The 25,287-nt window shown below is 48.1% G+C and carries 24 protein-coding genes and 1 pseudogene; 20 read left to right on the top strand and 5 right to left on the bottom strand.

Features of this window, described 5'->3' with window-relative positions; genetic code table 11:
• Positions 1–70: 70 nt before the first annotated feature.
• On the top strand, positions 71–586 hold the full coding sequence (locus tag ABDB91_RS18620) for a hypothetical protein (protein ID WP_347489221.1): 516 nt from the start codon (positions 71–73) through the stop codon (positions 584–586).
• Positions 587–649: 63 nt separating this feature from the next.
• Here ABDB91_RS18620 and ABDB91_RS18615 read toward each other — a convergent pair whose 3' ends face one another.
• Positions 650–1,735 carry a helix-turn-helix transcriptional regulator gene (locus ABDB91_RS18615; RefSeq protein WP_347489220.1) on the bottom strand — a complete coding sequence of 362 codons (1,086 nt, stop codon included), beginning with the start codon at positions 1,733–1,735 and terminating at the stop codon, positions 650–652.
• A gap of 488 nt (positions 1,736–2,223) precedes the next feature.
• On the opposite strand from ABDB91_RS18615, the gene ABDB91_RS18610 reads away from it, so the two are divergent.
• From ABDB91_RS18610 to ABDB91_RS18595, 4 genes are all read left to right on the top strand, one after another.
• Positions 2,224–2,901, top strand: coding sequence for a helix-turn-helix transcriptional regulator (locus ABDB91_RS18610; protein ID WP_347489219.1), 678 nt, complete (start codon positions 2,224–2,226; stop codon positions 2,899–2,901).
• Between the two features lie 26 nt (positions 2,902–2,927).
• Complete coding sequence (locus ABDB91_RS18605; protein ID WP_347489218.1) at positions 2,928–3,311, top strand: RidA family protein; 384 nt, start codon at positions 2,928–2,930, stop codon at positions 3,309–3,311.
• Positions 3,312–3,335: 24 nt separating this feature from the next.
• Complete coding sequence (locus tag ABDB91_RS18600; RefSeq protein ID WP_347489217.1) at positions 3,336–4,544, top strand: threonine synthase; 1,209 nt, start codon at positions 3,336–3,338, stop codon at positions 4,542–4,544.
• 146 nt (positions 4,545–4,690) lie between these two features.
• Entirely contained in the window at positions 4,691–5,932 is a 1,242-nt protein-coding gene (locus ABDB91_RS18595; RefSeq protein ID WP_347489216.1) for a cation:dicarboxylase symporter family transporter, read from the top strand.
• Positions 5,933–6,298: 366 nt separating this feature from the next.
• Here the strand turns inward: ABDB91_RS18595 and metF are convergent, their stop codons facing one another.
• On the bottom strand, positions 6,299–7,180 hold the full coding sequence (metF, locus tag ABDB91_RS18590; RefSeq protein ID WP_347489215.1) for a methylenetetrahydrofolate reductase [NAD(P)H]: 882 nt from the start codon (positions 7,178–7,180) through the stop codon (positions 6,299–6,301).
• Between the two features lie 260 nt (positions 7,181–7,440).
• On the opposite strand from metF, the gene ABDB91_RS18585 reads away from it, so the two are divergent.
• Together ABDB91_RS18585 and metK are read left to right on the top strand one after the other, a co-directional pair.
• Positions 7,441–7,674: a YlmC/YmxH family sporulation protein gene (locus ABDB91_RS18585; RefSeq protein WP_347489214.1), complete on the top strand. Its 234-nt coding sequence runs from the start codon at positions 7,441–7,443 to the stop codon at positions 7,672–7,674.
• Between the two features lie 397 nt (positions 7,675–8,071).
• Complete coding sequence (gene metK, locus ABDB91_RS18580) at positions 8,072–9,262, top strand: methionine adenosyltransferase (protein ID WP_347489213.1); 1,191 nt, start codon at positions 8,072–8,074, stop codon at positions 9,260–9,262.
• Positions 9,263–9,565: 303 nt separating this feature from the next.
• Here metK and ABDB91_RS18575 read toward each other — a convergent pair whose 3' ends face one another.
• The 3 genes from ABDB91_RS18575 to ABDB91_RS18565 are packed head-to-tail and all read right to left on the bottom strand — an operon-like array spanning position 9,566 to position 10,225.
• Positions 9,566–9,739, bottom strand: coding sequence for a hypothetical protein (locus ABDB91_RS18575; RefSeq protein ID WP_347489212.1), 174 nt, complete (start codon positions 9,737–9,739; stop codon positions 9,566–9,568).
• A complete protein-coding gene (locus ABDB91_RS18570) occupies positions 9,726–9,878 on the bottom strand; it encodes a hypothetical protein (protein ID WP_347489211.1) in 153 nt (50 codons plus the stop codon). The genes ABDB91_RS18575 and ABDB91_RS18570 overlap by 14 nt, the downstream gene beginning before the upstream one ends.
• Positions 9,875–10,225, bottom strand: coding sequence for a nucleotidyltransferase domain-containing protein (locus tag ABDB91_RS18565; RefSeq protein WP_347489210.1), 351 nt, complete (start codon positions 10,223–10,225; stop codon positions 9,875–9,877). The genes ABDB91_RS18570 and ABDB91_RS18565 overlap by 4 nt, the downstream gene beginning before the upstream one ends.
• Positions 10,226–10,676: 451 nt before the next feature.
• On the opposite strand from ABDB91_RS18565, the pseudogene ABDB91_RS18560 reads away from it, so the two are divergent.
• The 13 genes and pseudogenes from ABDB91_RS18560 to ABDB91_RS18500 form a co-directional block, all read left to right on the top strand.
• A pseudogene (locus ABDB91_RS18560) lies at positions 10,677–10,919 on the top strand (transposase); the annotation flags it as partial.
• Positions 10,920–11,459: 540 nt separating this feature from the next.
• Positions 11,460–12,467: an endospore germination permease gene (locus ABDB91_RS18555; RefSeq protein ID WP_347489209.1), complete on the top strand. Its 1,008-nt coding sequence runs from the start codon at positions 11,460–11,462 to the stop codon at positions 12,465–12,467.
• 438 nt (positions 12,468–12,905) lie between these two features.
• On the top strand, positions 12,906–13,565 hold the full coding sequence (locus tag ABDB91_RS18550) for a hypothetical protein (protein WP_347489208.1): 660 nt from the start codon (positions 12,906–12,908) through the stop codon (positions 13,563–13,565).
• A gap of 242 nt (positions 13,566–13,807) precedes the next feature.
• Complete coding sequence (locus tag ABDB91_RS18545; protein ID WP_347489207.1) at positions 13,808–15,511, top strand: sensor domain-containing diguanylate cyclase; 1,704 nt, start codon at positions 13,808–13,810, stop codon at positions 15,509–15,511.
• 33 nt (positions 15,512–15,544) lie between these two features.
• Positions 15,545–16,297: a ComF family protein gene (locus ABDB91_RS18540; RefSeq protein WP_347489206.1), complete on the top strand. Its 753-nt coding sequence runs from the start codon at positions 15,545–15,547 to the stop codon at positions 16,295–16,297.
• 305 nt (positions 16,298–16,602) lie between these two features.
• Entirely contained in the window at positions 16,603–16,836 is a 234-nt protein-coding gene (locus ABDB91_RS18535) for a cold-shock protein (RefSeq protein WP_347489205.1), read from the top strand.
• A 125-nt stretch (positions 16,837–16,961) separates the two neighbouring features.
• Positions 16,962–17,486 (top strand): ribosome-associated translation inhibitor RaiA, encoded by a 525-nt coding sequence (raiA, locus tag ABDB91_RS18530; protein ID WP_347489204.1) that lies wholly within the window; start codon positions 16,962–16,964, stop codon positions 17,484–17,486.
• A gap of 322 nt (positions 17,487–17,808) precedes the next feature.
• Positions 17,809–20,433 (top strand): preprotein translocase subunit SecA, encoded by a 2,625-nt coding sequence (gene secA, locus ABDB91_RS18525; protein WP_347489203.1) that lies wholly within the window; start codon positions 17,809–17,811, stop codon positions 20,431–20,433.
• A 71-nt stretch (positions 20,434–20,504) separates the two neighbouring features.
• Positions 20,505–21,609, top strand: a protein-coding gene (prfB, locus tag ABDB91_RS18520) for a peptide chain release factor 2 (protein ID WP_347489202.1) whose coding sequence is annotated in 2 segments (ribosomal slippage) — positions 20,505–20,561 and positions 20,563–21,609 — 1,104 coding nt in all. Because the reading frame shifts where the segments join, the coding sequence is not laid out codon by codon here.
• Between the two features lie 295 nt (positions 21,610–21,904).
• Positions 21,905–22,066 (top strand): hypothetical protein, encoded by a 162-nt coding sequence (locus ABDB91_RS18515; protein WP_347489201.1) that lies wholly within the window; start codon positions 21,905–21,907, stop codon positions 22,064–22,066.
• A gap of 134 nt (positions 22,067–22,200) precedes the next feature.
• Positions 22,201–23,052 (top strand): YitT family protein, encoded by an 852-nt coding sequence (locus tag ABDB91_RS18510; RefSeq protein ID WP_347489200.1) that lies wholly within the window; start codon positions 22,201–22,203, stop codon positions 23,050–23,052.
• Positions 23,053–23,149: 97 nt separating this feature from the next.
• A complete protein-coding gene (locus ABDB91_RS18505) occupies positions 23,150–23,971 on the top strand; it encodes a transketolase (RefSeq protein ID WP_347489199.1) in 822 nt (273 codons plus the stop codon).
• A 171-nt stretch (positions 23,972–24,142) separates the two neighbouring features.
• Positions 24,143–25,090, top strand: coding sequence for a transketolase family protein (locus ABDB91_RS18500; RefSeq protein WP_347489198.1), 948 nt, complete (start codon positions 24,143–24,145; stop codon positions 25,088–25,090).
• Positions 25,091–25,287 lie beyond the last annotated feature (197 nt).

Genomic DNA, 25,287 nt, shown 5'->3' with positions numbered 1-25,287 from the left:
GAAAATGCTGTATAATGATAAATATTAGAGTGATGCACATTGTTTATATCAGGCAGGTGGAGAGATAAGAATGAAAAGGAAAAAGTATATTCTTGCAGTGGCAGCTATTTTAATTTTGAGCGTTGTATTTGTCGGCTTCTTTTTTCAACAGAGTGAACTTGACGGTTCGACACTTGAAAGCAGAGAATTGCGATTAAACCAATCAGATAATGGAATCCACATTGCTTCGGAGATTAAAATAGATGAGCAAATTATAAGTGGAATAGTAGGTGCGAATAACAAGTATGGGCTGGCAATATTTGAGCCGGAAGATAATAATAAATATAAATTACAAACAAGATTTTTGAGAGATAACGGTGAAATAATCACTGAACATACTGTTATAAATGGAATAGGCTATGATTTGTTTTGGTATGATCAAGCAGATTTAGACTATGCAAAGATAACCTATACGGTCCAGGGTAAAAAACTTGAACCAATAGAGCTTGACGCCGGGAAAAATAAAATCCTTTACTATAAAGCTCCAAGTAATGACTATTCTATAGAAGTGACGTTTTACGATACTCAAGGAAATCGATACGAATAAGTCAGCCAAAGTGTCCCGTGGGCTCTCCGAGGGGGAACGCCGTCTGCGGGCGGGTTCCTCCAATCATTCACAAAAGGTACTCGTTGGTGCTTCGGTAATTTTACGCAATTTCTCAACTATCCGGATGTAGCGTGGTTCGTCTTTTAAGGGAGCATATTCCTTGTCAATCAAAATGCTTTGCGCAAGTACTTTTTTGATATAGGAAGTGTCTTTGGGTTCTTCTGCGAGCTTATTAAAGACGGGGTTTTTTGAATAGTCATAACTCAGCTCAAGTATAATCTCTGTATATGCTTCCAAATAATTGAGTGCGTTTTGCTTATCTCCTTGAGAAGCAAGGATTTTTATCATATTGGGATAAGCACTTTCTTCTCTTATACCAAACAACTTTGTCATTTCGAAGTTTATTTTCGCAAGGGTATAGGCTGTGTCCATATCCTCACGCTCTCGGGCATACGAGCATAAAACGCCCAATGCCTGGCTAATTCTGGGGACATATCGCCTGATATTTTCCTGGGTCAATTTCATTGCCTCGTCATGTTTCCCGCGCAAAGCGTAAATTGAAGGATAAAGCAAATTAGGGTCTGCTTTTGTCTCTGGCAAACTAGCCAACAATTCTTGTGCTCGGTCAAGTTCGTTAAGCATTGCATAGAATCCGACTAAAATGATTGTTGCCGGGTAGGAAAACTTTGCATATCCGCTTGATAGTACTTCTTCGTAAATGTTGGCGGCTTGTCGGTAATAACTCTGAATTTCTTGTTTCCCAATATCGGGTTTCATTAACATGAAACTCTGAAACAGATTGCCGAGATAAAACTTTAAGGGAATACTGTTGGGGTATTCCTGCAAGAGGTTTTGACAATAGTTCCATCCGCCTTCAAATCCATCGGTTTCATAAGTCCTCGCCGCCTTCTTGGCAAGCTCGCTCACGTCATCGGACGATAACTCATTTTGATAGGAAAGTAACTCGTCTATCGTGGTATGCAAAGCACGAGCGATAGGAGAAAGCAATGTGATGTCCGGATAAGTTGTTCCGGTTTCCCACTTGCTCACCGCCGGGGCGGAAACACCCACGGCATTAGCAAGTTGTTCTTGTGTCCATGATTTTTCTTTACGTTTAGCTATGATAATCTCGCCAATATTCAGTTCCATATAATTCTCTCCCCGTATAATTGTTTTTGCAAGGTTACTAGTGAAAAATTTCCAACTGCACATCTTCTAATTTTAAACTTTATTACCATAATAAATTTTTACCTGTTTTTATTTTAGTATTACAGCGCTATAAAGACAATGGACGCTCATTTAACACAGGGGCGGAATTTATTAACCATTGGGCAATATGCTATTTCACATTACTTATCTGTTGGCTGTCTATTTTGTTGTTTGTTATTGGGTAATTGCTTCCTTATGCACCCTGCCCATTGGCGGAGGAATTAAAGGGCTGTGCGGGAAAATCCTGCTCGGGTAGCTGCTGCTTTAAGTTGTGGCGATCTTGTTAAAATTTTTTTGTAATGCTTGTTAAAAAAGTTAAAGAGATTAGAAGGAAATTGTTGAAGGTTGACGAATATACAAGAGACATCATTTTATTGATAAGGATGGCGATTGCATAAATTATTTCCGTTAGGAGGTGATGTATAGGCATGAGCGAAGGACTGGCGGCGGATATACTCCCGGAATTACAGGCACTGATTCCCATAGCCAAGGGGATTGCGGAAACATTGGGGAAGTTTTGTGAAGTGGCTGTGCATGATTTGCGTAACCCGGAAAGATCATTGATTTATGTGTCCGGCAGTATTACCAATCGGCAAAAAGGTGCGCCCATAACCAATATTGTGTTGGAAAACATTCGCAGGTACGGCAATAGCTGTCATGATCTAATCGGTTATAAAAATATAACCAAGGATGGTCGGACATTAAAATCCACCACCATTTTCATTCGGGACAGCAGCGGGATAATAATCGGTTGCCTATGTTTTAATTATGATATTACAGGGCTGCTGATTCACAAAGGGCATATGGAAGAATTTACTGCGTTTGCAGAGGAGCTTCAAACAGCTAACGAAGGCGAACTGTTTGCCTCGGATATCGTCGAAGTATTGGATACCATGATTAACCAGACAATTAACAACACGGGTATCCCGGTGGCTATGATGCAAAAAGAAGACAAGGTCCAAGTGGTCCGTGAACTTGATCTGAAGGGTGTGTTCATGATTAAGGGCGCGGTGGATAAAATTGCTCTTGTATTGGGAGTATCCCGGTATACTATCTACAATTATTTAGAAGAAGACCGGTCTAACCGGGTTAATAACATAATTTAACTAACCAGTAGGAGGATTAATATCAAATGGAAAAGGTTGTTATCAGTACCAGCAATGCCCCGGCAGCTATAGGACCTTATTCTCAGGCGGTTAAGGCGGCTAATCTGCTTTTTATCTCCGGTCAAATTCCCATTGATCCGGCAACGGGCAATGTCGTGGAAGGAGGTGTACAAGCTCAAACTAAACAAAGCCTGAAAAATCTCCAGGCTATTTGTGAGGGGGCCGGCGCCGGCTTGAAAGATGTAGTTAAAACCACTGTTTTTGTCAGGGATATGGCTCAGTTTGCCGAGGTTAATGAAATCTATGGAGAGTTTTTCCGGGAAGATGCGCCGGCCCGGGCTTGCGTGGAAGTTTCCTGCTTACCCAAGAATGTGTTGGTAGAAATTGAAGCCGTTGTTTTAATAAAATAATTTCATTTTAAGGAGCGATAAAACATGAGTTATGTAACCCACCTGGAATGTGCTAAATGCGGTAAACACTATAACAATGAAGAGGTTCAACAGCTGTGTGAATGCGGTGGCCCCCTGGTTGTTAAGTATGATCTGGAACGTGTAAAGGAAAACTTTCATCAGGCGGACCTAAAAAATCGTGAGCCGAGCCTGTGGCGTTACTGGGAACTGCTTCCCCTGCGGGATAAAAAGAATCTGGTTTCCCTGGGTGAAGGTATGACTCCTATTGTTAAAATGGAAGTGGCCGGCCCTGCAATCGGTTTGCATAACCTCTATCTCAAAGATGAAGGTATTATTCCTTCGGGTACTTTTAAATCCAGGGGTGCTACGGTTGGTGTTTCCTGTGCCAAAGAGCTGGGCATTAAAGTGTTGGCCATGCCGACTAATGGTAACGCCGGTGCTGCCTGGGCTACCTATGGGGCCAGAGCGGGTATTAAATCCGTAATCGTAATGCCCCAGGATGCCCCGGAAATCACACGTAACGAGTGTGCTATTACCGGCGCCGATCTCTACCTGGTAGACGGTTTAATCAGTGACGCCGGGAAAATCGTGGGCAGGGCCGTTAAAAACTTCGGCTGGTTCGATGTCTCCACATTAAAAGAGCCCTACCGCATAGAGGGCAAAAAGACCATGGGGCTGGAAATCGCCGAGCAGTTTAACTGGGAGGTGCCGGATGTTATTTTATATCCCACCGGCGGCGGTGTTGGTATTATTGGTATTTATAAAGCCTTGCGGGAACTGCAGGCCATGGGCTGGATTAATGAAAAAATGCCTCGCCTGGTAGCCGTCCAGGCCGAAGGCTGTGCTCCTATCGTAAAAGCTTACCATGAGAGGAAGACCGAGTCCGAATTCTGGAACAATGCTTATACCTGTGCCTTTGGTATCACCGTGCCTAAAGCTCTGGGCGACTTCATGGTATTGGATGCCATCTACAAAACCGATGGCTGTGCCATTGCCGTCAGTGATGCGGATTTATTAAAAGCTCAGGCTGTCTTGGCCGCCAAAGAAGGTGCTTTTGTTTGCCCGGAAGGCGCTTCTCTGTACTCCGCGGCTCAGAAATTAAGGGAGCAAGGCTGGATTAAAGACGGTGAAAAAGTGGTTATGCTCAACACCGGCACAGGTTTGAAGTACCCCGAAACCGTCAAGATAAATGTCCCTTTACTGCAGCCGGAAGACGATATTCCGGAAGCCTGAATTTAAAAAGAAAAGGCCCGGCAGGCGAAGGCTTGCTGGGCCGCCATAGAAAAACAATCCACTTTTTATAATATAATAAGAAGTTTCATATTTCAATATCGGCTGTTTACCTTTTAAAGCCAGCTATATAGAAGGAGGAAGGTGTAATGACAGATAAGCGGAAAATGAGTCTGGGGGTAAAAGTTGTTATCGGGCTGATCCTGGGTCTTATCGCAGGTTATGTCAGCCAGCCGCTGGGTCTGAAATTAGAGGTTGTGGGTCAGGCATTCATCCGTATGATTCAAATGGTAATTGTGCCTTTGGTGTTCCCGCTGATTGTGCTTGGCGTGGCCGGGATGCACGACACCAAGAAGCTGGGCCGGGTGGCTGTTAAAACTCTGGTTTACTTTGAGGTAGTAACCACAATCGTTATTGTGATCGGTGTGGTAATTGCCAAACTAACTAATGTAGGCGCCGGCTTTGGGCAAATGGCGGCCAACACTGCGGGAATTTCCCAACTCCAAAAGGGAATAGACATGCAGAATTTCTTGCTGGAGATCATTCCTAAGAACGTTATTCAGTCTATGGCTGACGGCAAGCTGCTGCCGGTAATATTCTTCGGTATTTTCTTTGGCCTGGCTTTGGTGGCCATCGGTGAAAAAGGGAAGCCGATAGTTAATCTCTTTGATGCCTGGACCCAAGCCATGTTTAAAGTAATTGAATATGCCGTTTCCTTTGCTCCTATTGGTGTGTTCGGTTTTGTTTCTTTTAGTGTGGCCAAGTACGGTGTGCAAAGCTTGATGGCCCTGGGACAGTTCGTTCTAGTGGCTTATCTGGCCTTTGCGGTGGTCGCTTTTGTGTTGATGCCGATTATTGCTTTAATTTTTAAAGTTCCTTACAGATCATTGATGCGCAGCACCTGGGATTTAGTGCTGCTTGCCTTTACCACCCGCAGCTCTGAGGTGGCCCTGCCTTTGTTGGTAGACCGGTTGGAAAAATTCGGCGCCAACCGTTCCATTACATCCTTTGTATTACCCACCGGTTATTCGTTCAACCTGGACGGCGCCAGTATTTATGCCAGCTTGGCCGTAATCTTTATTTCCCATGCTTTCAATCTGCCGTTAACTACTTTTCAAATCATTACCATTATCTTTATGCTGATGGTAATGACCAAAGGTTTAGCCGGTGTTCCCTCCGCCGTGCTTGTGGTTCTGCTGGCCACCGCCACCGAAATGGGTCTGCCTCCGGAAGGTGTGGCTTTGCTGATGGCTGTGGACTTCTTCGTTGATATGGGGCGTACTGCCTTAAACGTGATCGGCAACTCTTTGGCCACCGTGGTAGTGGCCAACTGGGAAGGCGAATTTAAGCACAACACGGAGATGGTGATTGATAAAGAGGTAACTGCTTAAAAATTGTTTACAGAAGCTTGAGAAAACCGAACATTGTGAGCAGGTAATAACCGCCAAAGACTCGCTTCAACGCTTGGCTCGGCTAAGAAGTGAAATGAAAAAACAGCCGGACCCTACACCGCTTATTCGCCGGTTGCGTGAAGGGGACGCACGTGGGGATGAGTGATTGCGTATGTCTCGACAGAACCTCAAGCTGCTCAAGGAATTTATCTCATAACTATATTGATCATCTATTGATTAAGAAAACTTTGGGTCCGACTTTGGCGTCGGACCCAAAACATTCTACTAAAGATAAATATTAAAGATAAATATCGCTTGGTATTTAAATGCATCAGAGAAAGTACTGCTTGTTATTTTTTTGTTTAATTAGATTGAAAATCCTTTTTCCCTCAATTTGTTTACTATTCCCGCTGCCGATTCGCTTTTATCCATAGTGTATAAGTGCAATCCGCATACTCCTTCTTTCAGAAGCTCTTCGCACTGTTGGGCTGCATATGCAATGCCGAACTCAATAAGTGCTTTTGTATCACCTTTAGGCAATGCGGAGATGCCTTTGCTCATCTTTTCAGGTATTTTAGTGCCACAGTTGCCGTTGAGTATTTCCATCATTTTTATACTGAAGACAGGCATTATGCCGGGTAAAATCGGTATGGCAATACCGCATTTCTGACAGCGTTCCAAAAAATTTAAAAAATAGACGTTGTCATTGAAAAAGTTGGCAATGATAAAGTCGGCGCCTTGGTCAACCTTATTCTTTAGATATTCGATATCCTTCTCCAGGCTGGGTGAATCAATATGCCCCTCGGGATAACCGGCAACTCCCAGACAAAAGCTGTATTTTTGACGAATAAAGTTAACAAGTTCATATGCATACTTGAAACTATCCGCAGGCATCTGCACATTTACTCCCTCTTTGGAAGCATCTCCGCGCAGCGCTAAAATGTTCTCAATGCCCAGCTCCTTATAGCTGTCCAGGACGGCGGTAATTTCATCTTGACTTAAGCCATAGCAGGTCAAGTACGCCACCACTTCAAGTTCTTTTTCTTTTTTTAATTTTTTTACTAAATCATAGGAACCTTCCTTTGTTGAACCGCCTGCCCCGAATGTCACCGATACAAAATCGGGTTTTAATTCAGCAAGGGTGTCAATAGCCTTGTCCAGGGTCTCAGCGCCTTTTTCCGAGCGTGCCGGAAAATACTCAAAAGACAAAGTAGGCTTTTCGTTTTTTAGAATATCAGATATCTTCATGGTTCTCTCCCTTTTTCATGGTATCTCATGAATTATTATTTATAGGATATTTTACCATAGGGGTACCCTGAAGCAAATTAACATAGGAAACAAAATGAGTTAAACTATAACAACTTTTTGGCATTATACTGCAAGTAACTCTGTTATTCTCTGTTTATGAACTTATTTAAAATTAACTCGGCCCTGACAATATAAATGTTATTTCGCGAAGTAACACTTGGACGGCGCCCGGCATAGTATAATCCGGGAGGTGGCCCGCTGTGTTTAAAATTACCGAGCTGAACCGTAAGGATATTATTAATTTGCGAGACGGCGCCAAGTTGGGTCCGGTGAAGGATGTGCATGTGGATATGGTTGAGGGTAAGGTGCGGGCCATTGTTTTGGAGGGCCCGCGGAAATATTTTCGTTTGCTGAGCGCGGGCGGGGACATTGTGATACCATGGGAAAAGATAAAGAAAATCGGTGTTGATGCGGTATTGGTTGAGGTGGATTAGCTGTGTCCTTGCGAGCGCGGCAAAGCAATCTCAGACACCGAAGCAGATCTCCGAAGAAATGCGGGCTGTAAAACAGAGATTGCCGCGTCGCTTCGCTCCCCGCAATGACGGGCTTCAAGCGTTGCAGGTTGTGCTCATAGCAATGACGGATTTTAAGCGTCACAGGTTGTATGCATAGCAAGCAGAAAGTTCATGGTACATTGGGGGCCGGAAAATCCTCGGTTTTTGTCGGCATCTTCATTGACAATAATTTCTACCCCTGCTAGAATAAACATGGTTTTTATCGCTATGGGAAAAGATAATGCAGATGGTACGTACTCTGGTTTAGGGCTGTGGCGATAGACGATTGTTACCGGACTGCATGCTTTTTGTGCGGCCGTAGAAGGAGGTTTGTTTTTTGGCAAAGCGCCTTTTTACTTCTGAGTCGGTTACCGAGGGACATCCCGATAAAATAGCCGATCAGATTTCAGATGCTATTTTGGACGAAATTATAGGTCAGGACCCTTACGCCCGGGTGGCTTGTGAGACCTTTATCACTACCGGCCTGGTGCTGGTGGGGGGGGAGATAACCACCAAATGCTACGTGGACATCCCCCGGGTGGTCCGTGAGACGGTGCGGGAGATTGGCTATACCCGCGCTAAGTACGGGTTTGACTGCGATACCTGCGCGGTGCTTACTTCTATAGATGAGCAGTCCCCGGATATTGCCATGGGTGTGGACAAGGCCTTGGAGGTGCGTTCCGGTGCGGATGTGGAAGAAAAGCTGGAAGCCACCGGCGCGGGCGATCAGGGGATGATGTTTGGCTACGCTACCAATGAAACACAGGAAATGATGCCTTTGCCCATTTCCCTGGCTCACCGTATGGCCCGCCGCCTGGCCTCGGTGCGCAAGACCAGGGAGCTGCCCTACCTGCGGCCCGACGGCAAGGTGCAGGTGACTGTGGAATATGAAGATGGCAAGCCCGTACGCTTGGATACCATTATTGTTTCCACTCAGCATGCCCCTCGGGTGGGATTGGATGTCATACGGGAGGATCTTATTGAAAAGGTGATCAAACCCATGGTGTCCAAAGAAATGATTAATGCGGCTACCCGGTACCTGATCAACCCCACTGGGCGGTTTGTGGTGGGCGGTCCCCAGGGGGACACCGGGCTTACGGGACGCAAGATTATTGTGGACACATACGGGGGTATGGCCCGGCATGGAGGCGGCGCTTTTTCAGGCAAGGATCCCACCAAGGTGGACCGCTCGGCCAGCTATGCCATGCGTTATGTAGCTAAAAATATTGTAGCCGCCGGTTTGGCGGACAAGTGCGAAGTGCAGGTGGCCTACGCTATCGGGGTGGCCCGCCCGGTGTCGGTGATGGTGGAGACCTTCGGCACCGGCAAGGTGGATGAGGAAAAACTGGTGCAGGTGGTGCAGGAAGTGTTTGATCTGCGGCCTGCCGCCATTATCAGGGATCTGGATCTGCGCCGGCCTATTTACAAAAATACCGCGGCCTACGGTCATTTTGGCCGCCGGGATATCGTGCTCCCCTGGGAGAGCACCGACAAGGCGGAAATACTGCGCAGAGCGTTTAACCTGTAGAAGCTGAAAGGGGCTGTTGCACAACGGGCTAAATAGCTCATAGTGCGGCAGCCTTTTGTAAAGATACGGATCATTATCGGAATAATTGGCTGCATCCGGGAAAGGAAGGGTCGCTCACTATCCATTGTGCCGTGGTATTCCTCCAAGGTATCCCGATCTTCTTTACTGAGGTAAGAGGTATACTCCTGCACCTTCCGGTTGAGTTCAATCCTTCTGCAAGTCAATTCTTCAACTTCAGAATTTTCTCTGCGAAGCTGTTTAAGGTATCGTTCAATCAGTTCTGTAATAATCTTTTCCAATATTTCATCGTACGGCTTGGCTATCCATTTTAACGCCCGGGGTTTGTCCATTTATAAAGTATTTGTCATTTCCCACCAGGAATACCACGGACTTGACCAGATCTTTTTGCTGATCGTAAATATCCACCTGCTCGTCTGCATGGGCACCTGTTATGAACGGCAGATTAATGGCCAGCATAGCCGGAGTCAGTATTAAGCCGATAAAAAAGTGTAAAAGATTTTCTCATATAATCCCCAACTCCCTTTTTAGGTATTTCCGCTTCTTTAAAAGTTTGAGCGGCCTTATCCAACCGCCACAAGATTAACTCCTTTCTCATAGAGAAAAACCCTCTTCCTGTAGTTTTTTATAGTATAGGGTCTCTTGGAATAGGGGGTAAGTATATTCTTTGTGTGTTCTGATGATTGGGGAGATTACAACATCATGCTTTAAACTAGCTTCAAAAGCCGCATCGTATATAATATCCTCTGTTGCTTTGTTTTTATTTTTTATCAATACCAAAATATCAATATCTGATTCAGGAGTGTTATCTCCCCTGGCAACAGAACCGAAAAGTCTAAGCTCCAATACATTGTTTTTCAACTTTGCTCTGATGTCTGAGCAAAATTCTACTATTGCGTTTTGTATATTTGCCGTGACAGTTATATTTTTTAATTTTTGACTCATTTATTTATACACCTCCAATAGCATGGAGTATTTTTGGGTCAAGATATTTAATTAAATTATAACCTATCCCTATTTGTATCACTATAACCTTTTGCCTATTATATCCAGCATGTTGGATACCGAACCGATATGAGTTACTTCCGCCTCGTCGCAAAATTGGACTCTGGTGACTGGCCTGTAGTTACTCTAAAGGAAAATGTAGGTAGTTATAGAAGAAGATATCTTACTCTATTAAATTAGATTCCTTGGAATTAGATCCTATAATTATTTTATGTAATTCTATGCATTTTTGTAAGTGATTATCAAGGCAGTGGTGGATGAAGCAAAGGAAAACTCCAAGACGTGCCTGGAACTGGAACAGCTTATTGATTTTGAACAACGTTATAGCAGCATCATCACCCTCGGGTATCGGGAGAATCCTTTTTTTGTAGTCTGGCCCGGACCCAAGGGTAAACGGGGTAAACGAGGTAAACCGAAAAAACCAAAAGCAAGAAATCTGGTAGAAAGACTTGATAAGCATCGAACAGAGGCACTAAACTTTATGTTTGATTTCCGCATCCTCTTCGGCAACAACCAGGCAGAGCGGGATATCAGAATGGCTAAAGTCCAGCAGAAGATTTCTGGTGGTTTCCGGTCACTGCAAGGAGCCAAGATCTTTTGTCGAATCAGGGGCTATATTTCTACTGCCAAGAAAAATTCTGTTCCGTATTAGGGGCAATCCGGGATGTCTTTTTGAGGAACCCTTTTGTACCAAATTACGATGATGTCTAAAATTGGACATGCGGCCTGCCGGTCTTGGGTGCAGGTCGCTTTATTTTTATGTCTCAAATGGGATAGTCTGAGTAGTTACAAATATTTTAATTAACATGTACCACCGCTGAGGCCCATCTTACTGGGCTGACTTCCGTATCGGTAATAGTTTTGAGTTTAATTTTTACCAACCCTACACATCCCGGTGATTCCATGGTTACATCAAATGTACCAAATAGCGTTAGGTAATTTCATCCTCTGATGGTGCCGTGTTGGCGGCAGGTGGTCTATATAAAAATAAACCCATAAAACTATTGCCACCCTTCAGCAGGATTGGATATTTATAGTTTTATGTGGCATTATAATATATATTTTTCCTCAGAAGGAACAACTTATGAACGTTAATGATACTAAAATAAGCAACTATCAGGCCGCCATGCTTACTCTCGGCACTTTATTGATGCCTATAATCTGAACCATGCCGATGATTTCGTTTGGCGGTGCCAAACACGATGTCTGGTTGTCAGCGATTTTAGCGACTACTTTGGGTTTAGCTGGCGTTTATTTGATAATTACTCTGGGTTTGAGATACCCTTCGCAAACCGTCATTCAATATAGCCAGCAGATTATCGGTAGATGGTTAGGCGGATTTATCAGTCTATTATACATAACCTTTTTTTTACTAATAGCCATATATGCTACTCGCGACTTTGCAGAATTGTATTTAACTTATATCATGCCCGAAACCCCTATCTATATCTTTACAGGTGTTATATTACTTATGGCCGCTTACGCCTCAGTAAACGGCTTAGAGGTTATTGCTCGCATCGCGGAAATTTTCGTTCCCATCATTCTCTTTGTTACTGTCTTAGGTATTTTGTTTAACATACCAAACATGAATTTTTTGATGCTGTTGCCGGCACTGGAAGGCGGCTGGCGGCCGGTAATAGTCGATGCCATTGTAGAAGTGCCGTATTTAGGCCTAGCCGTTTCCTGGCTGTTCCTTTTGCCTTCATTGAACATAAAAACAGAAGCCAAGAAGACCCTCCTGTTATCCATTTCCATTGTCGGTTTGGTTATGTTTCTTGTATCTATTACAGTCGTAATGGTTATAGGACCAGACATTCCGGTTCACTCTAATTACCAGTTTTATACCATATTTCGCTTAATCAATATAGCTAATTTTATTAGTCGAATTGAACCGCTGTTCTTAGTAGCTTGGACATGTACCAGTTTTTTGGCAGTTACCCTTTTTTACTACGCTACGGTAATTTCCATCAAACAATGGCTGGGCTTAAATACACATCGCCCACTCATTTTGCCAATAGGCGTTATTATTTTTAGTTTCTCCATTTTGTTTTTTTCTTCTTACGGAGAATTGAGGCAATTCTTTGGTCTGGAGCGTTTTGGAACGATAGCTATAACAATGGAGTTTGGGATTCCACTGTTACTCTTAGGAGTCGTTTACGTAAAGGAGAAAATTATAAAGTAAAATCAGAGTAGTTAGCTGGAGCAATCCTGGCAGCTACAGGTATCGGGCCGTGATTAGTATTAACAGCTGCCAAGTGAAGTTTAACTTTAATGAATGAAGGCTATTATTTCCACAATAAAGCGTTTGGTTTTGCGCCTAGTTATTATCTTATGGATACCGGTTATGACGCTGAATACATATATTCACGGGCTCTAAAACTACGTGGTCAGGCAATCGTTAAATTAAACCACCGCGGTAAAAAGGGCACATATAAGGAATACACTGATTATGGCACTCCTTTATGCCTAATGCATAACTGTTTAAAAATAAGGCTCCTCATATGAAAATATGATATTTAGTCTCTTTAGTGCTGTGGTTTGGCAGGTATTATCCATTAACCGCTGTTGAGTAACTCGCATATGGTGGTTATAAAGGGATTGTTGGGGGGCTTGGTGTATAATGGCGGTATATATGTTGGCTGTGCTGTTTTTGGGCTGGCTGGTGGTGATGCTTTACCAGGTGCGGCAGATGGTGCTGGCCTGCAGGGAAACTGGCGCCGGCGAAGGAGGTGGAAGCGGGACTGTAATGGGACCGGTAGTGCTCTTAGATGCGGTTTATTTAGACAGGGTTTCTGCTTTAGCCGGTGGTTGTGCTGCCGGGGAGTTTAATGTTAAAAATATGGAAAACAGCAGCGACACTTTGATAATGGAAGCGGCGAGCTTTGATGCGGTTTGTAATAATGCCGGCGGCGGCTGTGGCAGCGACGGGTGTGAGAATAACAGCGGCAATGGCGACGCGATGCCGCACCGGCTGGAGGTGCTGATGCAGGATCAAGCCGATAGCGTGGAGGGATTAGTACATCGATTGGCGGCGATTTTGCGCCGTTATCCGGGGCTGCGGGTAGTACTGGTAGACGGAGGTTCCTCCGATGAAACCGGCTTAATTTTGGAGCGCCTGGCCCGGTGCTACAATCTGGGTTTTCTGGGGCTTGCCGAAAGGGGGGCCGCTTCGGTTGGAACAAGCGGATCGGAGGCTGACTGTGGTCCGGTGCGCTGCCTGGATTTACGCGGCCTTTCCGGTAGGGATTTGTTAAAGTATGATTTATCCGCCTGGAATTGAGGTGAGCCGGAGGGTCTTAAGCACCCCATTTTGCTCATAGCGGTCTGCGGCTGGTCGCCCCGGCCGATAGGACCGTTCCCCCGGCATCGAATGCGTTGTGCGTTGTATAACTTAATTTGTTTTTTACGGCATAATATACCTGTTTAATCGGAGGTAAACGAGTTTCTTTTGTCGAATTTATTCTATAGGCAGCGTTAATTAAAAGTTCAGCAGTGCCGTATGTTAATGAAATGGTCCCTTAGATGTCAATGATGTGTGCGGCGCGTATCGACAGGATGAAAGACAAAAAGCAGGTGAAAACGGTTTTGCGCAAAGTCAGAAGGTTACCCTTTATTATATATACCTGGCTGGTTATCGGGCTGGGCGTGTGGCTGCTTTGTTATACTTTTCCGCTGCTGGATCTGGATTTGGGGCGGGAGTTTTTAATTATGGTAGGTTTTGGTGTGCTGGCTGAATGGCTGGCTGTTGTATTTCCTCAGGGGCAGCTGACCGGGGGCTTTGCGGTTATTTTGTCCACTTATCTGATTTACGGGCCTGTGCCTGCGGCATGGGTAAACGCTTTGGCCACGCTTCTCGGGCAGGGCGTGGCTAACCGCGGCAATCCACTGCGTACCACGCTGTTTAATGCGGCCCAGTATGTGCTTGTAGTGCTGGGGGCTAATTTTACATATGTGCTGGCGGGCGGCGCATCGGACAGAAGTCTCAATTGGGGTAACGGCTGGCCCCTGGTGATGTTCGTAATTCTGTATTATTTATTGAACCAATTATTTGTTTACATACATACCCTGCCGGTACGGGACGGTTATCCTTTATTGCGGTGGCCCGACGCCCTGCACTGGGACGGCATAACCTACCTTTTGGCTGTGCCTATGGGGCTGTTAATGGCCTTGTTATACCGTTACATCGGTATATATGGTACGCTGCTGCTGTTCATTCCCATGCTGGCGGTGCAGTTTGTACTGCGGTTTTATGTGCACCTGGTGCTGGCCAACCGGGAATTGCGGGTGCTGTACGAGGTAGCTGGACGGCTGGGGGGAAGCTTGAATTTAAAGGAAATATTCGACTTGCTGTTACGGGAAACCAGGCGGGTGATAAACTTCTGCAATGGGGTTATTTACCTGTGGTCGGAGGAAAAACAGTGTTATCTTGTAGAAGCCGCTTTGGGAACGCACGCCGAGCTGCTCCGGGGCTCGGTGGTGCAGCGTGGCGAGGGGTTCCTGGGGCAAGTGGCCGGGAGCGGAGAATCTCACCTGGTGGACGATACGAGGGAAGATGAGCGAACTGCGGGGGATATAGGATTGACTCAGCTGCATCGCTCCCTGGTGGCAGTGCCTTTAATGGCGGAGACCGAAGTGTTGGGCTTACTGGTGTTGGGAGACAAGCATACCGGTTTTTTCGAGGAAAAACATGTGCGGGTGCTGACTATCATCGGCGGGCAGGCTTCGGTGGCAATCGCCAATGTACAGCTGGGCCGGCAACTGGATCGAGCGGTTATTACCGACGGGCTGACCGGGCTTTACAATTACCGTTACTTTTATCACCGGGCTTTGGGCGAGCTGGAACGGGCCCGTCGTTTTGATGAGCATATATCATTGGTGATGCTTGATATCGATGACTTTAAGCAGGTGAACAAGCGGTATGGCCATATGGCCGGCGATACGGTGCTGGCCGGGGTGGCCGGAGTGATGCGTGAGCAGATACGCGGCTGTGATCTTGCGGCCCGTTACGGGGGCGATGAATTTGCCGTGTTGATGCCTCAAACAGGTCCCAACGAAGCTAAGCATGTGGCGGACAGATTGCGCTGGGCGGTGCGGGAATGTCTGTTTGGGACTGACGACTATCGCATTCAAGTGCGTGTTGCCGCGGGCATAGCTACTTTTCCGGAAGACGCGGCTGACCTTGATGCTCTTTTAAACACGGCCATTAAGGGGTTGGAGGGCGAGTGACAATATCGATTGTCCCGGGGCAGGTGAAAAGATTTGCTGCGCTTACTGCAAGCCGTTATAGAATTGATTTACCCGTCGCGCCTGCAGTGCCCTTTATGCGGTGCATACAGTCAGGATGAATCGCTGTGCCCGGACTGCCGGCAGCTGCTGGCGGGCTATGCCGGGGAACGGTTTTGTTCTGTTTGCGGTAGTTTTATGGGGGTGGGGGAATACCCCCGGTGCGATAGCTCCGGTTTGGTCTGTCCCGCATGCCGGGTTGAAACTCGCCCGTTTGAGTTGGCCCGTGCGGTGGCACCTTATGAGGGGCCGGTGCGGGAGGCGGTGCATAGGCTCAAGTATCGGGGTATGAAGTCTCTGGCCGCTCCTCTGGGCAAAATGATGGCTGAGGCAGTCCTGCGCGAGAGGGCTTTTGCCCTTGCCGATGTTCTGGTGCCTGTGCCCCTGCACCCGGTCCGGGAACGTGAGCGGGGTTATAACCAGTCCGTGCTGCTGGCCCGTGCTTTGGGGGAATCGCTGCGGATGCCTGTGCTGGAGCAGGTGCTTGTTAAAATAAAGGAGACACCTTCCCAAACCTCTCTAACGGGTCAGCAAAGGCGGCAAAATTTGCTGCGGGCTTTTGCCGTCGTTGCGTCTGACTACATAAAAGGTAAAATAGTCATTATTGTTGACGATGTTTTTACCACGGGCAGCACTGTTTCTATATTATCCCACTTGCTGCGACAAGCCGGAGCTCACAGTGTGCTGGCGCTGACATTTGCCGGAACGAGACAAGACGGCAGAAAATGACATGGTGGGATGTCCTTTTATTGGGAAATATGACATGTATCCACTTTTATTTTATGCTAATCACAACTTATAAGTCTTGAAACACGGGTTATTAACAGACTTATTCACATTATCCACAGGTTTGGGGATAAAAACAACTTTCAACAAGGCTATAATTCGACAATAAGGAAAGGGGACACACCTGCTGAAGCCGGGGCATTTCTCTGGGGGAGGTATGTCCCCTACCTTGCCCCGGACCTGCGGTCCCGCATGGCAAGTCTTGACAGCTATGGGACGATATGATACGATAATTATACGTGAGTTTTATGACCACGGGATTATTTTTTAGGAGGAATGTTTTAGTGTTAGGTAAGGTCAAGTGGTTCAATAAGGATAAGGGTTACGGCTTTATTGAAAGGGAAGACGGCGGTGACGTTTTCGTACACTTTTCTGCCATTCAAGAAGAAGGTTTTAAAACTTTATTGGAAGGCCAGGAAGTGGAATTCGATATAGTTGAAGGTGCCCGTGGTCCGCAGGCTGCTAACGTGGTTAAATTATAGTACACAAGACCCTGGCCATGCTCTGGCCGGGGTTTTTTTATTTATTTTATAAGTAAATCTGGCAGGATTTATCATGATTTTCGGGAATAATAATAACACTACTCGCTCGAAAGGAGTTGGGAGTTATGAGAGTTTTGGTAAGGGGCAGAAATGTTGACGTCACAGATGCCTTGAAGGATTATGTCGAAAAACGGGTGGGCAAGCTGGATAAGTTTTTGGACGGGGCCAACGAGGCGACGGTAATTCTAGTGGTGGAAGGCGATTCGCATAAGGTTGAGGTTACAGTGCCGTTTAACGGAATGATTCTGCGCGGTGAGGAAGCTACCGGCGATATGTACTCTTCCATTGACTTGATTGTAGATAAGCTGGAAAAACAAATTGAAAAATATAAGGGAAAACTGACCAGACGCCGGGTTGCCGGTGAACAAAAGGTATGTGCCGAGCCCCGGGTTCATGATGAAGATGACGGACTGCAGGTGGTTAAAACCAAACGTTTTGCGATTAAGCCTATGCCTGTGGATGAAGCGGTGATGCAAATGAACTTGTTGGGCCACAGTTTCTTTGTTTTTTCCAATGCCGATACCGAGCAGGTTAATGTGGTCTACAAGCGCAAAGACGGAAAGTACGGACTCATTGAGCCCGAATTTTAGCCTGACTAACCTGGCGTAAGTCTTTCACTTCTATAAAGTGGGAGTTACAACAAGTGGGAGTTACAACGCCGGCTAAGTCATGCGTTTTGCAGTTCTAAAATTTAGGGGGAGTTGAATCTCTCCCTGAATTTTGGAACTTGCTTTAAAAGCGGCTCTCTCTTGCGTGAGTGTTCGAAAAAGCAGGCGCCTGTTCAGCCTGCTTTTTTATCTTTTATAGCCTCTCCTGTTGCAGGGTTATGGTCAATTTGTTAGAATAGTAATGTTATAGCGCATATTCGTGGGAACCGCAGGGTTCCCTTGCTTATTTGGAAAGGTGATAACTATGTTAAAATTCATACGCAATTTGTTAGATGATAATTCAAAGGAAATCAAGCGATTGCAAAAAAGCGTAAACCAGGTAAACGAGCTGGAGCCGGAGATAAGCGCCCTTTCCGATGAACAGCTGCAGGCCCAAACCCCGCAGTTTAAGGCGCGGCTCGAGCAGGGTGTTGCGCTGGATGACTTGCTGCCCGAAGCCTTTGCCGTGGTGCGGGAGGTTTCCAAGCGGGTGCTGGGCATGCGTCATTTTGATGTGCAGCTGCTGGGCGGTATGGTGCTGCATAATGGCAAAATTGCCGAGATGCGCACCGGTGAAGGCAAAACGCTGGTGGCCACGCTGCCGGTGTACTTAAATGCGCTGGCGGGTAAGGGCGTGCATGTGGTAACGGTGAACGATTACCTGGCCCGCCGGGACAGCGAGTGGATGGGCCGTATTTACAAGTTCCTGGGGCTGTCCGTGGGATTAATAGTGCACGGGCTCAGCTGGGATGAACGAAAGGCTTCCTATAATTGCGACGTTGCTTACGGAACCAATAATGAGTTTGGCTTTGACTATCTGCGGGATAACATGGCATTGCGGGCCGAGCAATTGGTGCAGCGGCCGCTGCATTATGCCATTGTTGACGAAGTGGACAGCATTCTTATTGATGAGGCCCGCACCCCGCTGATCATATCCGGGCAAGCCGATAAGGCTACGGACCATTATTTTACCTTTGCCCGGCTGGTACCGCGGCTGCAGCGGGACGCGGACTTTACCGTCGATGAAAAAGCGCACACCGTGGTGCTCACCGAAGAGGGGGTGGCCCGGGTGGAGCAGATGTTGGGGGTGGAGAATCTTTACGATGATGCCAATATGCAGCTTACCCACCACCTGAACCAGGCTCTGAAAGCTCATGCGTTGATGAAGCGGGACCGGGATTACGTGGTCAAAGACGGTGAGGTGATCATTGTCGACGAGTTCACCGGTCGCATGATGTTCGGGCGTCGCTACAGTGATGGGCTGCACCAGGCCATTGAGGCCAAGGAGGGCGTGCGTGTTGAACGGGAGTCCCAAACCCTGGCCACTATTACTTTCCAAAACTATTTTCGCATGTACGATAAACTGGCCGGCATGACGGGTACCGCCGAGACCGAGCAGGAGGAATTCCGCAAGATTTATAATCTTGACGTGGTGGTTATTCCCACCAACAAGCCTATGGAACGCCTGGACATGTCCGATGTGGTATACAAAACCGAGCAGGCCAAGTTCCGGGCGGCGGTGGAGGAAATTGCTCAAAAGCACGCCACCGGCCAGCCTGTGCTGGTGGGTACCATCTCTATTGAAAAGTCCGAGGTATTAAGCGAAATGCTGCGCCGGCGGGGGGTGCCCCACCAGGTGCTTAATGCCAAGTATCACGATAAGGAAGCTGAGATTGTAGCCCAGGCGGGCCGGCTGGGGGCCGTGACCATTGCCACCAACATGGCCGGACGCGGTACTGATATTGTGCTGGGGGGCAACCCCGAGTTCCTGGCCCAGGCTGAATTGCGCGGTCGTAATGATTACGATCCCGAAGATCCCGCGGCGGCCGGTAAACTGTATCAGCAGCTGCTGGAGAAATATAAGCGGCAGTGCGCCGACGAGCACCGCCGGGTGGTAGATGCGGGCGGGCTGCATATTATGGGTACCGAGCGGCATGAGAGCCGTCGGATTGACAACCAGCTGCGGGGCCGGTCGGGACGCCAGGGCGATCCGGGCTCCAGTCAGTTTTTCAGCTCTCTGGAAGACGATTTAATGCGCTTGTTCGGGTCTGATAATATTGCCGGTATAATGGATAAACTGGGGTTGGAGGAGGATGTGCCCATCGAGCACGGCCTGGTCACCCGGTCCATTGAAAGCGCCCAGAAGCGGGTGGAAAATCGCAACTTCAGCATCCGCAAGCATGTGCTGGAGTATGACGATGTAATGAATCAGCAGCGGGAGGTGATTTACCGGCAGCGTATGCAAGTGCTGCTGGATGAGAACCTCAAGGATGCGGTGCTGCAGATGATTACCGACTCGGTAGGGCGTGCGGTGGAGGTATACGCGCCGGATGGGGTGATTCCCGAGGAGTGGGATCTGGATGGCTTGCTTACCCATGCCGAGCAGCTTTTCCTGCCCGGTCATGAGCTGACGCCCGCTGATCTGGAAGATATGGGGCGCGAGGCTTTGAGAGAGCTGCTGCTGGAAAAATCACTGTCGGCTTACGAGGCACGGGAAGCCGAGCTGGGCGCCGAAGTGATGCGCGAGCTGGAGCGGATGGTGCTGCTGCGCATGGTGGACGAAAAGTGGATGGACCATTTGGATGCTATGGACCAACTGCGGGAGGGTATTGGCCTCAGGGCTTACGGTCAGAAAGATCCCCTTGTCGAATACAAGTTTGAAAGTTATCAGATGTTCCAAAACATGGTGGATACCATTCAGGACGATGTGGTGCGCTACGTGTTTCGGGTTAATGTGGTGCAGGCTCCCCAACAGCAGCGCCAAACCGTGGAAAACAAATACCAGAATGAAACTGCGCCGCAGCCCGTACGCCGCGAAGCCAAAGTCGGTCGCAACGATCCATGCCCTTGCGGCAGCGGCAAAAAATACAAAAAATGCTGCGGCAAATAGCGGCGCCTCTTTGGTGCCTGGCACCGGATGTTGAAAGTTGAAAGGTTGTTTGTAATAAAGGAGGATATGCTTTGTTCAGTGAATTGCGCAGAGAAGTTGAGCCTTTGAAGAAACGCATTGCAGATTTGAGGGCTTCTCTTTGACATAGCCGGCAAAGAGCAAAAGATAGCCGAGCTGGAGAATGAAATGACCCGGGAGGGATTCTGGGATGAACAGTCCCGGGTCCAGGAAGTTACGCAAACCGTTACTAATTTGAAGGAACGTATAACTGCTTTCGGCGGGCTTTACGGAACCATGGAAGATTTGGAAGTGCTCATTGACCTGGGTGAAGAGGAAGATGACGGCAGTTTGGCGGAGGAGGGCGCTGACGTTTTGGCCGATTTGCGCCGGCAGGTGGCCGACCTGGAACTGCAGGTGATGCTCAGTGGTCCGTATGACACCGGCAATGCTATTGTGTCCATGCATGCCGGGGCCGGGGGTACTGAGGCGCAGGATTGGGTGGCTATGCTGCTGCGCATGTTCACCCGCTGGGCGGAAAACCGCCGTTTTAAAGTTAACCTTCTGGATATGCTGCCTGGCGACGAAGCAGGCGTTAAAAGCGTTACTTTTTCAGTAGCGGGTCAAAATGCTTTTGGCTATTTGAGATCTGAAAAGGGGGTGCACCGGTTGGTGCGTATTTCCCCGTTTGATGCCGCGGGCCGGCGGCATACTTCCTTTGCTTCGGTGGATGTGCTGCCCGAGGTGCAGGACGATATTGATATACAAATTGACCCCGAAGACCTTAAAATTGATACCTATCGCTCCGGGGGAGCCGGCGGGCAGCATGTAAACAAGACGGATTCGGCGGTGCGTATCACTCACCTGCCCACCGGCATAGTGGTGCAGTGTCAGAATGAACGGTCCCAGCTCTCCAACCGCAATACCGCCATGAAGCTGCTCAAGGCCAAGATGGTTGACCTGGAAATGCAGAAAAAGGAAGCCGAGATGGCCCAAATGCGCGGTGAAAATAAAGAAATAGCCTGGGGCAGTCAAATCCGCTCTTACGTGTTTCACCCCTATTCGCTGGTCAAGGATCATCGTACCGGGGTGGAGGTGGGCAACGTGGATGCCGTGATGGACGGTGAGCTGGACGAGTTTATCACTGCCTACCTGCGGGAGCAGGCTCGCAGCGGGTAAAAAGGTTGAAACATATTTCTTCCGGTTTTCCGCCGGACTTGCTGATGGTTTTATTGGAGAACAATCGAAAAAAACGCTGTTGTATCCAATTTACCGGAGATGCTTCGCTGAGAAAACGTTTCGGAGCTGTTGTGAATTGTGAGTAACTCCCGTATATTTAGCAAATATCAGAACTCCCACTTCTAAATGGGAGTCTTTATTTTTACTTTAGGTGAGGTAGAATCTCCATCTGAAACCCCGATGTTCAGCTTTAGCTGAACGAGTTCACTTGGGTACGGGAGTTATTATTCTTGTTGTGCCTGATTCTGCAGGCTATCTTCTTTACATACCTGATACTGCACGGGTTTTATTATATTTCGGTATTATGTTCCGGCAGCTCAAGGTTACCGGTGTCCGGGGCGGCCTGTACCGGGCAATTTACGTTCCTTTTTTCGACAACATAGAAGGATTCTTCTAATTAAACAAGAATATTATGGACTGTTGACTTTATAATTAAGGCGGATCGGGGATATCACCGGGCCGGGTGGAATATGATAAAAAACCCGGGAAAAGCTAAGCATAATATTGCGCCTACTCAGCGGGGAGATAAAAATGTCTTGGAAAATGCTGACCGGAGCTTTTTGGGTGACTATAGGGGTGGTCATTACCGCCCTGGGCCTGGATTTGTTTCTGGTGCCCAATAAGATTGCCGCCGGTGGAACGAGCGGTATTGCCACTATATTGCATTATTTGATCGGCACTCCGGTGGGTATGACCATGTTGGCGCTGGACATACCGCTGTATGCCTTGGGTATATACAGACTGGGGCTGGGCTTTGGGCTCAGGTCACTGTATGGATCCGTAAGTCTTGCGATATTGGTAGACGTATTCAGTTTATTTGTACCCGTTCCCACCAGAGATCCGCTTCTGGCCAGTTTGTTCGGGGGCGTGCTGATAGGACTGGGGTTGGGATTGGTTTTCCGTTTTCGCGGTACTACTGGGGGAACCGATCTGGCTGCGGCTATCATGCGCACCTATACGGGTATTAATATCGGCCAGCTGCTTTTCTTGGTGGACGGTATTGTGGTGCTGGCCGCAGGTCTGGTTTTCCGGTCCTGGGAGCTGGCTTTGTACGCCTTGATTACCATATTTATTGCCGCCCGGGTAATTGATATGGTCCAGGAAGGTATTAGCTATGCCAAGGCGTTTTTTATTATTTCCAATCATACCGATATTATTTCCGGCAGGGTGTTAAAGGACCTGGACCGGGGCGCCACCGCGCTTAAGGGCCGGGGGCTGTTCACGGGCAGTGACCGGGAAGTTATATTAACCGTGGTCAACCGTTCGGAGGTCAGCCGGCTTAAGGAAATGGTCTACGAAGTCGATCCCCGGGCCTTTATCATATTGGCGGATGTGCGGGAGGTGCTTGGGGAGGGCTTTAAAGAGTACGGCGGTGAAAAATAGGCTGACGCGCAGCGCCGCCGGCGCGGTGATGCCGCTGATGTATATGTCGGAATAGATATTTGATATTAGCTAGAATGAATTGGGAGGTCTTAATAAAATGAGTGGACAAGCGGAAAGACTGGCGCAGCTGCGTGATCGGGCCCGGCAGATCAGACGCCATATTGTTTCGATGGTGGGTGAGGCCGGTTCCGGCCACCCGGGCGGTTCATTATCGGCGGCCGATATAGTGGCCGCACTGTATTTTGACGTTATGCGCCTGGACCCCCGCAATCCGGGTTGGCCGGAGCGTGACCGTTTTGTTTTATCCAAGGGACACGCTGCGCCGGTACTGTACGCAGCCCTGGCCGAGCGGGGTTATTTCCCGGTGGAGGATTTGCGGACATTGCGTAAATTAGGCAGCCCGCTTCAAGGACACCCTGATATGCGCAAGGTGCCCGGAGTGGAAATGTCCACCGGCTCATTGGGTCAGGGACTATCCGCGGCCAACGGCATGGCCCTGGCCGGCAAATTGGACGGTAAAGATTACCGCGTGTTTGTGCTGTTGGGGGACGGTGAAATAGAGGAGGGGCAGATATGGGAGGCCGCTATGGCTGCCGCCCACTATAAATTGGATAACATTACCGCCTTTTTGGATTGTAACGGATTGCAAATCGACGGTCCCACCGGCGAGGTAATGTCTCCCGAACCGCTGGCCGATAAATGGCGCGCTTTTGGTTGGGATGTGCAAGAGATTGATGGTCATGATATGGAGCAAATACTGGCTGCTGTTGCCCGGGCCCGGGACACCGGCGAAAAGCCCGGTATAATTATTGCCCGGACAGTAAAGGGCAAGGGCGTTTCTTTTATGGAAAACGAGGTGGGTTGGCACGGTGCCGCGCCCAAGCCCGAGCAGGTAGAAAAAGCGCTGGCTGAGCTATAGGGGATAGTCAAACGCTATCGTCTATTGTCCGAAGGTGTCGTATTTGGACACTGTGGCGGCTCGGCAGAACCGGTGCGTAAATTCTGAAGACTTAGCCGGATAATCGGACTTAACTGGGCTGAATAAGACTCTCTCTGACCGGCTTCAATTTCAATAGGAGGTTGCTTATATATGACTAAGAAGATTGCCACCCGGGAAGCGTATGGCGCGGCACTGGTGGAATTGGGGCAAAAAAACCCGGCCGTTGTGGTGCTTGATGCCGACTTATCCAAGTCCACTAAAACCTACGATTTTAGCAAGAACTTTCCGGAGCGTTTTTTTAATACCGGTATTGCCGAACAAAATATGATGGGCACTGCAGCCGGCTTGGCCGCGGCGGGCAAAGTAGCTTTTGCCAGTACATTTGCCGTGTTTGCCACCGGGCGGGTGTACGACCAGATCAGGAACAGTATCGCTTACCCGCGTCTGAATGTTAAAATAGGGGCCACTCACGCCGGTATTACCGTGGGCGAGGACGGAGCGTCTCACCAATCGGTGGAGGATATTGCACTAATGCGCTGTTTGCCTAATATGACCGTTTTTGTACCCGCCGATGCCGAGGAAACCAGGGCGGCGGTGCTGGCCGCGGCGGAAATGGACGGGCCTGTTTACATAAGATTGGGACGTTCCGGGGTGCCTGTGCTGCATGATAAAAGTAAATTTAATTTTGTGCCGGGACGGGCGATAACTTTGCGGGAGGGAAAGGACGCTGTTATCATTGCCTGTGGTATTATGGTGAGCGCTGCCCTGGAAGCGGCGGAACAGCTGGCTGACCGGGGTATTTCCGTGCAAGTATTGGATATGCACACAATAAAGCCCCTGGACATGGAGGCGGTGGTAGAAGCGGCCCGGGTAACGGGCGCGGTGGTCACTGCGGAAGAACATAGTATCAACGGGGGGCTGGGCGGCGCCGTGGCCGAGGTGCTGGCGGAAAATTACCCTGTGCCCATGCGCCGTGTAGGTGTGCGGGATACCTTCGGTGAATCCGGCAAGCCTCAGGAATTGTTGGATAAGTACGGTCTTACTTCCGCCGATTTGGTTCGGGCGGTGCAAGAGGTGCTAAAACGTAAAGGTAAGTAGTATGCTCCGCTTCTTTTATTTACAATAAGGCTTTCGCATTGTTAAGCTTTCGTTGCCCTTGTAATGTGTGACTCGGGGCTTTTTATAAACGTAATGTCACATGATATTACTTTCTTATCATCTGCTGTGATTGCCTCTGTTGTCAATACAACGGAGGCTTTTGTATTTTAAATGGGTAAGGCGCCGGAGATTATATA

The organism is Desulfoscipio sp. XC116, assembly GCF_039851975.1.
GTDB lineage: Bacteria > Bacillota > Desulfotomaculia > Desulfotomaculales > Desulfallaceae > Sporotomaculum.
Note: the sequence above shows the minus strand (reverse complement) of the source record. Positions and strands in the feature narration are given on the sequence as shown.

Excerpts from the sequence above, each read along its gene's own strand:
- ABDB91_RS18620 (WP_347489221.1), top strand. The coding sequence starts at position 71 with ATGAAAAGGAAAAAGTATATTCTTGCAGTGGCAGCTATTTTAATTTTG.
- ABDB91_RS18615 (WP_347489220.1), bottom strand. The coding sequence starts at position 1,735 with ATGGAACTGAATATTGGCGAGATTATCATAGCTAAACGTAAAGAAAAA.
- ABDB91_RS18610 (WP_347489219.1), top strand. The coding sequence starts at position 2,224 with ATGAGCGAAGGACTGGCGGCGGATATACTCCCGGAATTACAGGCACTG.
- ABDB91_RS18605 (WP_347489218.1), top strand. The coding sequence starts at position 2,928 with ATGGAAAAGGTTGTTATCAGTACCAGCAATGCCCCGGCAGCTATAGGA.
- ABDB91_RS18600 (WP_347489217.1), top strand. The coding sequence starts at position 3,336 with ATGAGTTATGTAACCCACCTGGAATGTGCTAAATGCGGTAAACACTAT.
- ABDB91_RS18595 (WP_347489216.1), top strand. The coding sequence starts at position 4,691 with ATGACAGATAAGCGGAAAATGAGTCTGGGGGTAAAAGTTGTTATCGGG.
- metF (WP_347489215.1), bottom strand. The coding sequence starts at position 7,180 with ATGAAGATATCTGATATTCTAAAAAACGAAAAGCCTACTTTGTCTTTT.
- ABDB91_RS18575 (WP_347489212.1), bottom strand. The coding sequence starts at position 9,739 with ATGCTGGCCATTAATCTGCCGTTCATAACAGGTGCCCATGCAGACGAG.
- ABDB91_RS18570 (WP_347489211.1), bottom strand. The coding sequence starts at position 9,878 with ATGAGAAAGGAGTTAATCTTGTGGCGGTTGGATAAGGCCGCTCAAACT.
- ABDB91_RS18565 (WP_347489210.1), bottom strand. The coding sequence starts at position 10,225 with ATGAGTCAAAAATTAAAAAATATAACTGTCACGGCAAATATACAAAAC.
- ABDB91_RS18555 (WP_347489209.1), top strand. The coding sequence starts at position 11,460 with ATGATTTCGTTTGGCGGTGCCAAACACGATGTCTGGTTGTCAGCGATT.
- ABDB91_RS18550 (WP_347489208.1), top strand. The coding sequence starts at position 12,906 with ATGGCGGTATATATGTTGGCTGTGCTGTTTTTGGGCTGGCTGGTGGTG.
- ABDB91_RS18545 (WP_347489207.1), top strand. The coding sequence starts at position 13,808 with ATGTCAATGATGTGTGCGGCGCGTATCGACAGGATGAAAGACAAAAAG.
- ABDB91_RS18535 (WP_347489205.1), top strand. The coding sequence starts at position 16,603 with ATGACCACGGGATTATTTTTTAGGAGGAATGTTTTAGTGTTAGGTAAG.
- raiA (WP_347489204.1), top strand. The coding sequence starts at position 16,962 with ATGAGAGTTTTGGTAAGGGGCAGAAATGTTGACGTCACAGATGCCTTG.
- secA (WP_347489203.1), top strand. The coding sequence starts at position 17,809 with ATGTTAAAATTCATACGCAATTTGTTAGATGATAATTCAAAGGAAATC.
- ABDB91_RS18510 (WP_347489200.1), top strand. The coding sequence starts at position 22,201 with ATGTCTTGGAAAATGCTGACCGGAGCTTTTTGGGTGACTATAGGGGTG.
- ABDB91_RS18505 (WP_347489199.1), top strand. The coding sequence starts at position 23,150 with ATGAGTGGACAAGCGGAAAGACTGGCGCAGCTGCGTGATCGGGCCCGG.
- ABDB91_RS18500 (WP_347489198.1), top strand. The coding sequence starts at position 24,143 with ATGACTAAGAAGATTGCCACCCGGGAAGCGTATGGCGCGGCACTGGTG.